Origin of the sequence: Devosia ureilytica, from assembly GCF_024273195.1 — a bacterium.
GTDB lineage: Bacteria > Pseudomonadota > Alphaproteobacteria > Rhizobiales > Devosiaceae > Devosia > Devosia ureilytica.
Genome location: NZ_JAMZCU010000003.1, coordinates 378,525 through 390,852 on the forward strand (window position 1 = coordinate 378,525; position 12,328 = coordinate 390,852).

The window sequence follows — 12,328 nt, forward strand, 5'->3', positions numbered from 1 at the left end:
AGTGTTTGAAATGGTTCAGCCGGCAGCGCGCAAACGGGGCCGCCAACGGGTTTTGGTGGTGGGAATGGATCCGAGCAGCAGTCGCGTATAGTCATGCTGTGGGTCGGACATAACCTTGCGGGCGGGCCCGAATTCGACCACGCGGCCTTTGTTCATCACGGCGACGTAGTCCGAAATGTAATAGGCCGTCGCCAGATCGTGCGTGATGTAGACAAAGCTTCGCCCCGCTTCATCGCGCAATCGCTTGAACAGGTTGATGATGATCATGCGGCGCGAGGCATCGATCATGCTGACCGGTTCATCGGCAATAATCAGTTTCGGATCGGGGATGAGGGCTCGCGCCACCGAAATGCGCTGCAATTCGCCGCCGGAGAACTGCGCGGTGTATTTTCCGCAGACGTCTTCGTAGTTGAGGCCGACGCTTTTCAGCGCCTCGGCAACGGCATTTTCCGATCGCACCGTGTCCATGCCCGCAACGCGCCGTGCGGTCTCGTGCAGGTAGGCGTCGACGGGTCGATAGCGACTGAAAGCCTCGAAAGGGTTCTGGAAGATGGGCTGAACCAGTCCCAGGAAATCCTTGCGGGACGGAATGGCCCCCTGCCCGGCGACGACTTGGTCATAGACAATCGCCCGGCCGCTGGTCGGCGTTTCCAGCCGCAGCAGCGTCTTGGCCAAGGTGGTCTTGCCGCTGCCGGATTCGCCAACCACTGCGATGACAACGGGATTGTCGCTCTCCACGGTGATGTTCACATCGTTGAGAGCCTGAATCGACTTGGACCGCATGAAACCGCCAAGTCGATAGACCTTGTTCAGCCCCTCAGTCTTGAGAATGAAAGTCATACCGAAGCTCCCTCGGACTGAGCCACGAAGTGCCCCGGCTTGACTTCGATCAGATTGGGTTCCACCCGATAAGCCCGGTCGCCACTGGCCCCGGCCTGACTGGCAAGAACCCCACGCATGCTGTCGTCGCCAATTGTGGGGAGGCTGTCGATGAGCATCCTGGTATAGGGGTGCTGGGGATCGGCGAAGACACTGTCGGTGTCGCCGTATTCCACGACCCGTCCGGCATACATGATCAGCATTTTGTGGGTGACCTGATAGTGCACCCCCATGTCGTGGGAGACAACGAGGATGGTGTTGCCCATCTCCTCTTGCAGCTCCATGAGCAGCATCAGGATGTCCTTTTGCACCACCACGTCGAGCGCCGTGGTCGGCTCGTCAGCAATGATAAGTTCGGGCTGGAAGAAGGTGGCAAGCGCAATCATCATGCGTTGCCGCATACCGCCCGACAGCTGGTGCGGATAGGAATCCATGGCCTCGGGTGGCAGGCCCAACTTGCCGATATAGGCCCGTGCCTTTTCCAACACGCGCTTCTTGTTGCTGTCGGTCCCGGGGAAGTCGATGAATTGCTCGCGGATCTTGATCACTGGATTGAGCGAGTTCATCGAGCTTTGCGGCACGTAGGAAATGGACTTGAACCATTCCTTGCGAACATTGCCGGCCGTGACCGGCTTGCCGTCGACACCCTTGAGGCCATAGTCGATGCTGCCACGCGAAATATACATGGGCGACTGAATGTCCCCATAGATTGCCTTCATCAGCGTCGACTTGCCCGAACCGGACTCGCCGGCAATGCCGACAACGCAATTATCGGGAATGGTCAGAGTAACGCCGTCAACGGCATCAATTGTTCGACTGCCGATGCGATAACTGATCTTGAGATCGTTGAGGCGGATCATGAGACACCACGCTTGGCTGCAAAGGCCTGGTTGAAGCCGGTCGAAGTCAGGAACAGACCGAGGAACAGCGTCACCGTGGCCACGATCGGCGCAACGATCCAGGGATATTGCCCGGTAAAGAGAGCGTTGTAGCTCAGGGCCCAGAAGATGATGGAGCCCAGTGTTGGCACTTCGACCTTGGAGAGGCCGATCACCGCCAGAGTGGCCTCGGTGTTGATGGCGAAGAGCACGGTGTTGATGAACCCCACGAGGATGTAGGCCGACACATAGGGGAAGATTTCCCGGACCAGCACGTCCACCGTGTTGGCGCCGGAAAAGCGCGCCATGTTGATGAATTCCCGCTCCCGCAGGGAGAGCGCCATGGAACGCACCGTTCGGGCGTCCCACGCCCAGCCGAAAATGATGATGATAACACCCACCGTGAAAAACGACGTGTTACCGCGGATCAGGGCACCTAGAATGATCAGGATGGGCAGCAGGGGAATGGTGATGAATGTATCGACGATCAGCATCACCAGCCGTTCGAATGTCCCCCCGATATAGCCCGCGCTGAGACCAACAATGGTGGCGACAATGGTCACGCCCACGGCAACCAGAATGCCGAGCTGCAGTGAATTGCGAACTGCAAACACCAGGAACCAGAAGATGTCCTGCCCCAGCGCGTTGGTGCCCAGCCAATGGGCACCGGACATGGGAAGATTGCGCATATAGGTCGCCTGGATCGATGGATCGGCGGGCGCGAAGATCGGTAGTAAGAAACTGCCCAACCCCATTACCGCGAGGATGATCAGACCCAAGGCGAGGCGGGGGTTTACGAGCCATACCAGGCCCGAGGCAAAGCTGGGTTCGGTCCCGGCAGGGGTGATGACCAAGGCGACCGGATCGGCGTTTTTGCTGTCGATGCTCATTTGTGGCGAATCCGCGGATCGAGAAGGGGATAGATGAGGTCGATGACCAGGCCCGCGGTGGCGACGGCAAGGATCGACAGGGTGATCGCGCCATAGAGCACATTGTAGTCACCGCCGGTTGCGGCCGTTCGCATGATCAGGCCGATGCCGGGGTAAGAAAAAATGATCTCGGTGAGCAGAGCTCCGTTGAAAATCATGCCCAGCGAGAGGGCCAGCGCCGTCACTTGCGGCAGTAGCGCATTACGAAACACGTAGCGCGTCATGCGCGTCCAGTTCGACGCACCCTTGAGCCTTGCATAGACGACATAGGGCTCTTCCGTGGTGGCGACAGCCAGCGCCTTCATGGAGAGAATGTTCCAGCCAAATCCGGCCAGCACCAGCGTAATCGCCGGCAGCAGCGAGTTATAGATGATCATTCCCACCTTGGGCCAGGTTATCTCGCCCACCGGAAATGTGGGCGACAGGGGGAAGATCGGGAAGATATAGGCCAGCAGCAGCAGGACCGTCACCGCCATGATGTAGTACGGGATCGGATAGAGCAGAATGCCGACGAACTCGAGGATCGAGGCAGCCCTCTTTTTGTGAAAGTAGCCGGCAACCAGCCCCACCATATTGCCCAGAAGCCATGCAATGATCGTGGCCGTCAGCAACAGACCCAAGGTCCAGGGCAGAGCCGTGGTGATCATGGTCGAGACTTCGGCCGGGTAATAGGTGAAGGACGGGCCAAAATCGAAGTCGATGACGACGCGTTTGAGATAGGACAGGTACTGGGTGAAAATATCGCCCTTGAGGCCGTAGAGCACTTCAAGATTGGCGCGCATTTCCTCGATGGCTTCCGGCGTCAGAGTGCCATTGGCGCGCGATTGAATCTGCCCGATATAGCCATCCACCGGATTGATCGGCATCAGGCGCGGCAGCATGAACGTGATTGTCAGCCCGATGAACAATACGGCGAGGTAGAGGCCGAACCGCTTGGCGACAAAGGCGATAACACCCATTGGTCAGTCCTTAACATGAGTAAGTCGCTTGCACCGTGAGCCTTCACACCCTCGAGCGTCACCCCGGCCTTCGCCGGGATGACAGCCGGTAGGTGTCGCTCCGCTATGGTGCGACGCAAGGCGGGGCAGCCAGGAGGACACAGGCCGCCCCGCAAGTCGTCATCAGCCTATTGCTGACCGGTCGGTTCGATATTGACGACCGTTTTCTTGAATGAACTCCACCAGGTGTAGGGAGCAGCGTAGAAGTTGTCCTGCTTGGGGAAGTTGGTCCAATAGGTCTTGTTGGTCGGGATAGTGGTCGGAATGTTCATCAGGTTGATCACCTGCATGTCTTCCGTCAGGTGCTGCGCGATGCTCCGGCCGTTTTCCAGGAACTGAGGGTCGTCGGTCGGCAGTTTGGCGCTATCGGCAACCAGCTCGAAAATGCGCTCGTCAGTGACGCGCATGAAATTGCCGTTGAGCGGGTCTGTTGAATCCGGCGGCAGGACGTAGCGCGCGTCAAACTGGCGCCAGGAATTCTGCCAGTTTGAATTATAGGTGCAAGACTGGGACCAGTTGATCATCAGCTCGTTGCGGGCATTGGTGTTCTGGACCGTGGTCCATTCGCCGTTGTCCACCTGGCGGGTATTGATGTTGAACCCGGCCTGGCGCCAGCTGTCGGCAATGGAGAAGCCGATGCGCTGGATAACCTTGTTCCAGTCGCCAGGAATGACGAATTCGAGCACCCAGGGCGAGCCGTCTTCGAGAGCGAAGAAGCCGTCTGCCCCCTTCTTCATGCCCACCGATTCAAGCAGCTTCGCCGCCTCAGCCGGATCATGTTTCCACCAGCCCATGCCAAAGCCCCGCTCGATATCGTCGCCGGTGGGGAGCTCAGAGGCGTCGACGCCCTGCGATGCCAGCGCTTCGGTCAGCTCAGCACCGAAATTGGTATTGTAGGGCTTGTAGCCGTCCGCCAGCGTCAGCTCTTCAAGCCAGGACTGAAGAGGGGCGTAATAGAGCGGATTGGTAATCGGCGTGTCTGCCAGCGGCAGGGCACCGGCCTTGAACTGGCCGCTCATCGACGAGATGCCGACCTGCTGCATATTGAGCGAGAGGGCCAGGGCCCAGCGCACTTCCGGTTTGTCAAATGGGGCGCGCTGCAGGTTCATGTAGACGCCGTAGGAGCAGGCGTCGTTCATGTCGTGATAGGGGAAGGTCGGCGAGAAACTCTCGATATTGGGATTGCGACCCTTGGCGGCCTGGATGGAGTCCGGGCTCATGAAGGTATCGACGTCATACTGGTTCTGAACAAAGGCAAGGGTCCGGGTTTCTTCGGCACCAAAGTCCTTGTAGAGCACATATTTGGGCTTGGGCTCGCCCAGGTTGCCCCAGCCGGAGCGTTCCCAGTCCTCGCGCAATTCCCAGAGCTGCCAGGAGCCGTTGGGATCAAATTCCTTGATCTTGTAAGGCCCAAGGGTCACCGCATTGGTGTTCTGGAAGGTTACGACATCGTCGCCCTGCGGTTCGAAAATGTGCTTGGGCACGATCACGAACTGACTGCCCCAGGTGTATACGCCCATCACTGTCTGGAAGTCATAGGAGGGGCGGCTGGTTTCGACCTCGAACGTAAAGTCGTCGATCTTCTTCCAGCTGGTGACGAAATTAGCGATCACGGCAACACGGCCGAGCTGGCTGCGATATTTGGTGTAGGTGTCGAGAGAGTAGATCACGTCGTCGGCGGTGAACTCGACGCCATCGCTCCAGTAGACCCCCTCGCGCAGCGTGACGCGGAACTGAGTGTGCTCGTCATTGAGCACTTCCACCGGTCCGGCGGCGAGTTCGGGATAGGATTGGCCCGTTGCCGTGTCCATTTCCCACAGCCAGCTCCAGCCCAGCTCGCGGAAGCCGCGCCAGATCGCATAGGCATTCATGGGGTTCTGGGCGGACGCGTTCGCGGCACGACCGTCAAAGGTCTGCACGATCAGGGTCTCGTCGCGCGGCGTGCCGACATCGGTCATCGTCTGCGCAATTGCGGTGGTTGTCAGCATGGCGCCGATAACGGACGCCACCAAAGTACGGCGAAGCCGAACCATATTCTCCTCCTGTGCCAGTCGCCAGCCCTCCAGCTGGTCAACCTACGAAACGCGAGGCGCTTCAGGAGATATGAGGGCGCGCTTTCGGCCTCACGCCCAAGCTCACGCTCGGGCACGATCAAACGAGCCGCCAGTCTTCCAAATCCTCCCGACTGCTCTCGCAGCGGTCGCAAGCTCGCATTTTTGTTTTCGATTTCTTGCGATTGCTAACGATTATGGACGAGTGCGAAGGTTGTCAATGCACTTTCGCCAACAATCGGAGGTCGAAGCATCGGCAACCCACAGCTAGCGCGCGATGATTACGTCGACACCGCGCCGTTCGAATTCAGCGCGATCACTATCCGAGATGCCATCGTCGGTAATGAGCGTGTGGACCATCTCCACCCCACCAAGGGCGGAGAACGAGACGCGGCCGATCTTGGTTGAATCGGCCAGAAGGTAGACATGCGAAGCCGCCTTGACCATGGCGCGCTTGACGTAAATGTCACCGATCGCCGGGTAGGTCAGTCCGACGTCGAAGGAGACCCCGGCCGTGGCCAGGAACAGCTTCTGCGCATAGATGCCAACGAAAAACTCAACCGATTTCTCGCCGCTCAAACTGAGCGTTGGAGCCTTGAACTGCCCCGCCGGCATGTGGACCGTGTTTGTGGGGCTGGCGCCAAGAATAAGGGCGATGTTCAGGGCATTGGTAATGATGTTAAGCTCTTGTCTGGTCTTCAGATTTTCGGCGAATTGCGTCGTCGTCGTGCCAGAGTCGATGATCAGTGTGTCATGGTCGGCCACCAGGGCCGCCGCCGCCATTCCGATTGCGCGCTTTTTGTCCATGTTCTGCACATGCTGCAGCGACATGGACTGCACCTGTTGCGGGATGGACTTGAGATAGGCGCCGCCGTGCTCGCGCGTTATGTAGCCGTCGGAATCCAGACGCTCCAGGTCCTGGCGAATAGTCGCCTCTGAAACGCCGAAGGCGCTGGACAGGTCGCGCACGCGCGCACTGCCCTCTTCTTGCAGCCACTCCAATATGCGCATGCGCCGCGGTTCGGCGAGCAATTGCGGCTGACCGGTTGCCCCATCAACACCACCACGCCGCCGGGAACCCTTCACTTTCTGCATTCTCCGCCCCACTACTTCCTGCTCAACAGCACGCGAGACATGTGCTCGCCCACCCCCGCAAGGCATAGAGCTTTCCGGCCGCAATGTCGCTGAAAAATGCGCGACGTCCGAAACCTGGAACGCAATAAAACGCAGAAATCGCAAATTTTCCTTATTGCACGAAAGCAAAACGCGCTGTAGCACTCAAAGAGGCAAAGGCGATCACATCAATCGGATGGGGGCGTATTTGCTCCGGCTCGCCAGGACCGCGATCAACGCAGCCTGACAGTTTCAATGCGGCCTGGGAGGTAGGATTGACTTCGCCCGTATCAAATTTGCGCAGTGATATTGCCGCAGAACTCCGCGCGCATGCACTTTGGATCCGGCGGCGCAGCTTCCAGATGGTCTACGAGGCTCAACTGGGGCATCCCGGCGGCGATTTCAGTGCCACGGACATTCTGGCCACCCTCTATTTCGGTGTCATGCGCTACGACCCCAGCAATCCGCGCGATCCGCAGCGTGATCGCTTCGTGATGAGCAAGGGCCATTGCACCGGCGCCTTCTATTCCGTCCTCGCCCGCGCCGGCTATTTTCCCGAAGCCGACCTGGCGACCTATATGCAGCCGCTGTCCATGCTGAATGGACATCCCAACCGCAATTATCTGCCGGGCGTCGAAACCAATACCGGCCCACTTGGCCATGGCCTGCCCGTTGCAACCGGCATCGCCATTGCCGGCCAGATCGACAAGGCGGATTTCCGCACTTTCGTGCTGACCGGCGACGGCGAATTGCAGGAAGGCAGCAACTGGGAAGCGGCGCTCACCGCCGGTCACCGCAAACTGGAAAACCTGACCGTCATCATTGATCGCAATCGCCTGCAGCAGGGCGCGGGTACCGAAGATACAGCCTCGCTCGACCCCCTGGATGACAAGTGGCGCGCCTTCGGCTGGCATGTCGAAATAGTCGACGGCCACGACCACCAGCAATTGCTCGACCTGCTTTCGGCATCGCCGAAGGGCCGCGGCAAGCCACTCTGCGTCATCGCCAATACCTTCAAGGGCAAGGGCGTGAGCTTCATGCACGACAATGTCGCATGGCATCATGGTGTGCCGAACAAAGATCAATACGAACAAGCCATGCGGGAACTTGTCTGATGAGCGCTGCTGCCCCTTCAAAGAGCGATCTATTTGACTGCCGCGACAGCTTCGCCGCCACGATTGAGGCCCTTGCTGAAGCCGATCCGCGCATCGTCACCGTCGTCAGCGACAGTGTCGGCTCTTCAAAACTCGGCGGTTTCCGCACAAAATTTCCCGACCGCATGGTCAATGTCGGCATTGCCGAACAGACCTTGGTCGCGGTCGGTGCAGGCCTGGCCAATGGCGGCAAGCTGCCCTTCGTTTCCGCGGCATCCTGCTTCATCACTGGGCGCGCGCTCGAACAGGTCAAGGCCGACATCGCTTATTCCAATGTCAATGTGAAGCTGATCGGCCAGTCCTCGGGTGTCGCCTATGGCGAGCTGGGCCCGACCCACCACTCCATCGAAGATCTCGCCTGGCTCCGTCTATTCAACAACATGAAGCTGATCGTCCCGGCCGATCCCTGGCAGACGGCGGAAGCGATCAAGGCCGCTGCCGCTTATGACGGCCCGGTCTTTGTCCGCGTCAGCCGCATGGCTGTGCCCGCGCTCGAACGCCCCGCAAATGCCGTGTTCGAGATCGGCATGGCCGAAACTCTGATTGAGGGGGTCGACGCCACCATCATCGCCAATGGCACCATGGTTCATCGCGCCGTCGCGGTTGCCAAGGCGCTCGCTGCCGAAGGCATTTCGGCCCGTGTGGTCAACATGGCGACGGTCAATCCGCTCGACGAAGCGGCCATTGCTGCTGCCACCGAAACCGGCGCCATCGTCACTGTGGAAGAGCATTCCGTGCGCGGCGGCCTGGGCGGCGCAGTCGCCGAAGTCGTCGTCGGCACAAACCCAGTGCCCATGCGCATCCTCGGCTTCCCCGGCTTCGTGCCGACCGGCTCGGCCGATTGGCTCTTCGACCATTTCGGCCTCAACGACGCCGGTATCGCCGATGCCGTTCGCCAGACCATCGCGCGGAAAAAATGACCAGCGAGTGGATCCTCGCCATCGACCAGGGCACCACCAACACCAAGGCGCTGCTGGTGGACGCCACCGGACGCGTGCATCACCAGGCATCAGTGCCCAATGTCGTCACCTATCCGCAACCCGGCTGGGCCGAGCAATCGGCCACGGCGCTGTTTGATGGCGTAAAGGCAGTCATCGCCGAAGTCGTCGCCAATGCCGGCAACGCCACGATCGCCGGCATTGGTATTTCCAACCAGCGCGAATCCATTCTGATCTGGGATGCAGCCACTGGCGAACCGATCGGTCCCGTCGTCATCTGGCAGTGCCGGCGCTCGGCCCTAATATGCGATGCGCTCCGCGCGGCGGGTCATGCCGACGCCATCGAGGCGAAAACCGGCCTCGCCCTCGACCCTCTCTTCCCGGCCGCGAAAATCGCCTGGCTTCTCGACAACATACCGGGCGCCCGCGCACGCGCCGAGAAGGGCGAACTGCGCGCCGGAACCGTCGATGCCTGGCTGCTCTGGAACCTCACCGGCGGCGCGGTTCACGCCACGGACCACTCCAACGCCTCTCGAACCCAGCTCTTCAATACCGAGGCCCTGACCTGGGACGCTGGACTTTGCGCGCTGTTCGGCGTGCCACAAAACATGCTGGCCGAGGTCAAATCCTCTGACACCCATTTCGGTGTCACCGCCCAAGGCGTCACCGCCCTCCCCGCCGGCACGCCGATCCTCGCCATGATCGGCGATTCCCATGCCGCTTTGTTTGGCCATGGCGTGCGGATACCCGGCACCGTAAAGGCCACGTACGGCACCGGCACCTCGCTGATGGCGCTGACACCCAAGCGCGTCCGGTCAACTCATGGGATTTCCAGCACCATCGCCTGGAGCCAACAGGGGAATGTGCAGCACGCGCTCGAAGGCAATATCTCCGTTTCCGGGCAAACCGCCTCTTTCGCCGCCGAACTCCTTGGCCTTGCCGACGCCGCGGCCCTTTCGGACCTGGCCGAAACCGTGCCTGACAGCAATGGCGTCGCCTTCGTGCCCGCCCTTGTCGGCCTGGGCGCCCCCTATTGGCGGGCCGATGCGCGCGGGACCATCACCGGCCTTTCTCTCGGAACCAAGCCGGCGCATCTGGCTCGTGCTGCCCTCGAAGCGATCGCCTTCCAGGTTGGCGATGTCTATTCGGCCATGGAGGCCGATATGGGCGCGCCGCTGGGCGAGTTGCGGGCCGATGGCGGCGCCTCGCGCAACCCGCTGCTGATGCAGTTCCAGTCCGACATTCTGGGCCGGCCCGTAGCTAGTGCCGCAGCGCCCGAAGTCAGTGCCCTTGGTGCTGCGGCCCTCGCCTTTTCGGCACTGGGCATCGCCATGCCGGGCGTTCCGGCCGCCGGTCATTTCGCGCCGCAGATGGAAGCGACCGAAGCCCTGAAGCATCGCCAGCGTTGGCAATCCGCGGTGACCCAGACGCTGGCCATAAGCAATCAACAGACTTCCGGAGGAAACCCATGACCACACCACGCTTCGGCGCCGGTATCTGGCATTTTGCCACCTATCTCGACCGTTACGCCACCGACGGCTATGGCGTGCCGCGCAACATCATCGAGGCAATCGACCTTGCCGGCCAGGTCAAGGACTTGTCCGTCGTCGACCTCAACTGGCCCTATTTCGGCGGTGACTATTCCAACGAGCAGATCAAGACCGCGCTTGATCGCAACAAGCTCGGCGTCATCGGCATCACCCCGGAAATCTATACCCGTGACTTCGTCAGGGGTGCCTTCACCAATCCCGATGCTGGCATTCGACGCAAGGCGCATGAACTGATCACCGCCGCCTGCGATGTCGTCCGCTTCCACAAGGCCGACTATGTGAAGCTCTGGCCAGGCCAGGACGGCTGGGACTACCCCTTCCAGGTTGACTATTCGACCCAGTGGCAACGTTCGCTGGACGGTGTCGGACAGCTCGCGAGCGAAAACCCGGACCTCAAGTTCGTCATCGAATACAAGCCGCGCGAACCGCGCGTGCGCATGAGCTTTGGCTCGGTTGCCCGCACCATTCTGGGCATCGAAAAGATCGGCTTGCCCAATGTCGGCATCCTGCTCGATTTCGGTCACGCCATCATGGGCGGCGAATCCGCGGCTGACAGCGCCCAGCTCGCCATCGACCATGGCCGCCTCTTCGGCATGGACGTCAACGATAACTACCGCTCCTGGGACGATGACCTCGTCGCCGGGAGCCTGCATCCGCTCGAACTGTTCGAGTTCTTCTACGTCCTCAAGAAGAACAATTGGAACGGCGTCTGGCAGCTCGACCAGTTCCCCTTCCGCGAAGACTCCGTCGCGACGGCCACCCACGCCATCGACTTCCTCAAGGCCGCGGCCAAAGGCCTCGACCGCCTCGACTTCGACGCGCTGCACGAAGCCCAGAGCCGCCACGACGCTATCGGCGCCATGAAGATCGCCCAGAAAGCCCTCTTCGGCGCCTTGGGAGAACAGTAATGACCACTCTCCCCCGCGAAAAGCGCGCCCGCCTGATCCTGAATACGGACGCCAAGAACGAGGCCGATGACCAGTTCACCATCGTCCACGCGCTGCTGACCCCGACCTTCGACTTCCACGGCATCATCGCCGCCCACTTCGGCGCGCACCGCTCCAAGACATCGATGGAAGACAGCCGCGTCGAGATCGATCATCTCCTCAAGCTGATGGATCTCGAAGGCCGCATCCCCGTCGCCAATGGCGCCGCAACGGCCCTGCCCGACGAGAACACCCCGGTGCCCTCGCCTGGTGCCCAGCTGATCATCGATCAGGCCATGAGCGACGATGATCGACCCCTTTATGTGGCATTCCTTGGCCCGTTGACCGATATGGCCTCGGCGCTGCTGATGGAACCCCGTCTCAATGACCGCAATGTCATCTGCGTCTGGATCGGCGGCGGCGTCTGGCCATCAGGGGGGCGCGAATTCAACCTGATGAACGATATTGCCGCGGCCAATGTGGTGATGCGCTCGAAAATCCAGGTCTGGCAGATCCCGTCCACTGTCTATCGCATGATGGCGGTGAGCTATGCCGAACTGCAGGAGCGCTGCGAGGACAAGGGGCCGATCGGCAAGTATCTGGTGGACCAGTTGATCGACTGGAACCTGCGTGTCCATCAGGGCCCGATCGAGCATCGTTCGCTCGGCGACACGCCGGCGCTATCGGTCATTCTCAACCCCATGGGCGGCGTTTCAGAATGGCGCCCGGCGCCCGAATTCTCGCCACAGATGCACTATGTGCATACCGGTCAGCACCGGCCTATCAAGGTCTATGACACCATCGACGTGCGCTACATCCTTGAAGACTTCTACGCAAAGCTGGCCCGCTTCCACAGAGGCGTTCAGGGGTTGGCCAATTTCGGCTGATGCAAGCCTTGGTGCCACAGATCTG

Annotated in this window: 11 protein-coding genes; 5 read left to right on the forward strand and 6 right to left on the reverse strand. The window is 60.4% G+C overall.

Annotated features, from left to right (window positions below; translation table 11 throughout):
• Positions 1-15: 15 nt before the first annotated feature.
• From NIM87_RS09620 to NIM87_RS09645, 6 genes are all read right to left on the reverse strand, one after another.
• Positions 16-840 (reverse strand): ABC transporter ATP-binding protein, encoded by an 825-nt coding sequence (locus NIM87_RS09620; RefSeq protein WP_254674444.1) that lies wholly within the window; start codon positions 838-840, stop codon positions 16-18.
• On the reverse strand, positions 837-1,739 hold the full coding sequence (locus NIM87_RS09625) for an ABC transporter ATP-binding protein (protein WP_254674445.1): 903 nt from the start codon (positions 1,737-1,739) through the stop codon (positions 837-839). The genes NIM87_RS09620 and NIM87_RS09625 overlap by 4 nt, the downstream gene beginning before the upstream one ends.
• Complete coding sequence (locus NIM87_RS09630; RefSeq protein WP_254674446.1) at positions 1,736-2,647, reverse strand: ABC transporter permease; 912 nt, start codon at positions 2,645-2,647, stop codon at positions 1,736-1,738. Before NIM87_RS09630 ends, NIM87_RS09625 begins: the two co-directional genes overlap by 4 nt.
• Entirely contained in the window at positions 2,644-3,645 is a 1,002-nt protein-coding gene (locus NIM87_RS09635; protein WP_254674447.1) for an ABC transporter permease, read from the reverse strand. The genes NIM87_RS09630 and NIM87_RS09635 overlap by 4 nt, the downstream gene beginning before the upstream one ends.
• A gap of 167 nt (positions 3,646-3,812) precedes the next feature.
• The gene (locus NIM87_RS09640) at positions 3,813-5,717 is read right to left on the reverse strand and encodes an ABC transporter substrate-binding protein (protein WP_254674448.1); all 1,905 of its coding nucleotides are present in this window, start codon (positions 5,715-5,717) and stop codon (positions 3,813-3,815) included.
• 285 nt (positions 5,718-6,002) lie between these two features.
• The gene (locus tag NIM87_RS09645) at positions 6,003-6,974 is read right to left on the reverse strand and encodes a DeoR/GlpR family DNA-binding transcription regulator (RefSeq protein WP_254674449.1); all 972 of its coding nucleotides are present in this window, start codon (positions 6,972-6,974) and stop codon (positions 6,003-6,005) included.
• A 236-nt stretch (positions 6,975-7,210) separates the two neighbouring features.
• On the opposite strand from NIM87_RS09645, the gene NIM87_RS09650 reads away from it, so the two are divergent.
• Genes NIM87_RS09650 through NIM87_RS09670 form a run of 5 tightly spaced genes read left to right on the forward strand, consistent with a single transcriptional unit; the run spans position 7,211 to position 12,303 of the window.
• Positions 7,211-7,963: a transketolase gene (locus NIM87_RS09650; RefSeq protein WP_254674802.1), complete on the forward strand. Its 753-nt coding sequence runs from the start codon at positions 7,211-7,213 to the stop codon at positions 7,961-7,963.
• Positions 7,963-8,922: a transketolase family protein gene (locus NIM87_RS09655; protein WP_254674450.1), complete on the forward strand. Its 960-nt coding sequence runs from the start codon at positions 7,963-7,965 to the stop codon at positions 8,920-8,922. Before NIM87_RS09650 ends, NIM87_RS09655 begins: the two co-directional genes overlap by 1 nt.
• Positions 8,919-10,412 carry an FGGY family carbohydrate kinase gene (locus NIM87_RS09660; protein ID WP_254674451.1) on the forward strand — a complete coding sequence of 498 codons (1,494 nt, stop codon included), beginning with the start codon at positions 8,919-8,921 and terminating at the stop codon, positions 10,410-10,412. Before NIM87_RS09655 ends, NIM87_RS09660 begins: the two co-directional genes overlap by 4 nt.
• On the forward strand, positions 10,409-11,398 hold the full coding sequence (locus NIM87_RS09665) for a sugar phosphate isomerase/epimerase family protein (RefSeq protein WP_254674452.1): 990 nt from the start codon (positions 10,409-10,411) through the stop codon (positions 11,396-11,398). Before NIM87_RS09660 ends, NIM87_RS09665 begins: the two co-directional genes overlap by 4 nt.
• Positions 11,398-12,303, forward strand: coding sequence for a nucleoside hydrolase (locus NIM87_RS09670; RefSeq protein WP_254674453.1), 906 nt, complete (start codon positions 11,398-11,400; stop codon positions 12,301-12,303). Before NIM87_RS09665 ends, NIM87_RS09670 begins: the two co-directional genes overlap by 1 nt.
• Positions 12,304-12,328: the final 25 nt, after the last annotated feature.

Bases quoted from the DNA above. Each gene is read 5' to 3' on its own strand.
- NIM87_RS09620 (WP_254674444.1), bottom strand. From the start codon at position 840: ATGACTTTCATTCTCAAGACTGAGGGGCTGAACAAGGTCTATCGACTT.
- NIM87_RS09630 (WP_254674446.1), bottom strand. From the start codon at position 2,647: ATGAGCATCGACAGCAAAAACGCCGATCCGGTCGCCTTGGTCATCACC.
- NIM87_RS09655 (WP_254674450.1), top strand. From the start codon at position 7,963: ATGAGCGCTGCTGCCCCTTCAAAGAGCGATCTATTTGACTGCCGCGAC.
- NIM87_RS09670 (WP_254674453.1), top strand. From the start codon at position 11,398: ATGACCACTCTCCCCCGCGAAAAGCGCGCCCGCCTGATCCTGAATACG.
- NIM87_RS09665 (WP_254674452.1), top strand. From the start codon at position 10,409: ATGACCACACCACGCTTCGGCGCCGGTATCTGGCATTTTGCCACCTAT.
- NIM87_RS09660 (WP_254674451.1), top strand. From the start codon at position 8,919: ATGACCAGCGAGTGGATCCTCGCCATCGACCAGGGCACCACCAACACC.
- NIM87_RS09640 (WP_254674448.1), bottom strand. From the start codon at position 5,717: ATGGTTCGGCTTCGCCGTACTTTGGTGGCGTCCGTTATCGGCGCCATG.
- NIM87_RS09625 (WP_254674445.1), bottom strand. From the start codon at position 1,739: ATGATCCGCCTCAACGATCTCAAGATCAGTTATCGCATCGGCAGTCGA.
- NIM87_RS09650 (WP_254674802.1), top strand. From the start codon at position 7,211: ATGGTCTACGAGGCTCAACTGGGGCATCCCGGCGGCGATTTCAGTGCC.
- NIM87_RS09635 (WP_254674447.1), bottom strand. From the start codon at position 3,645: ATGGGTGTTATCGCCTTTGTCGCCAAGCGGTTCGGCCTCTACCTCGCC.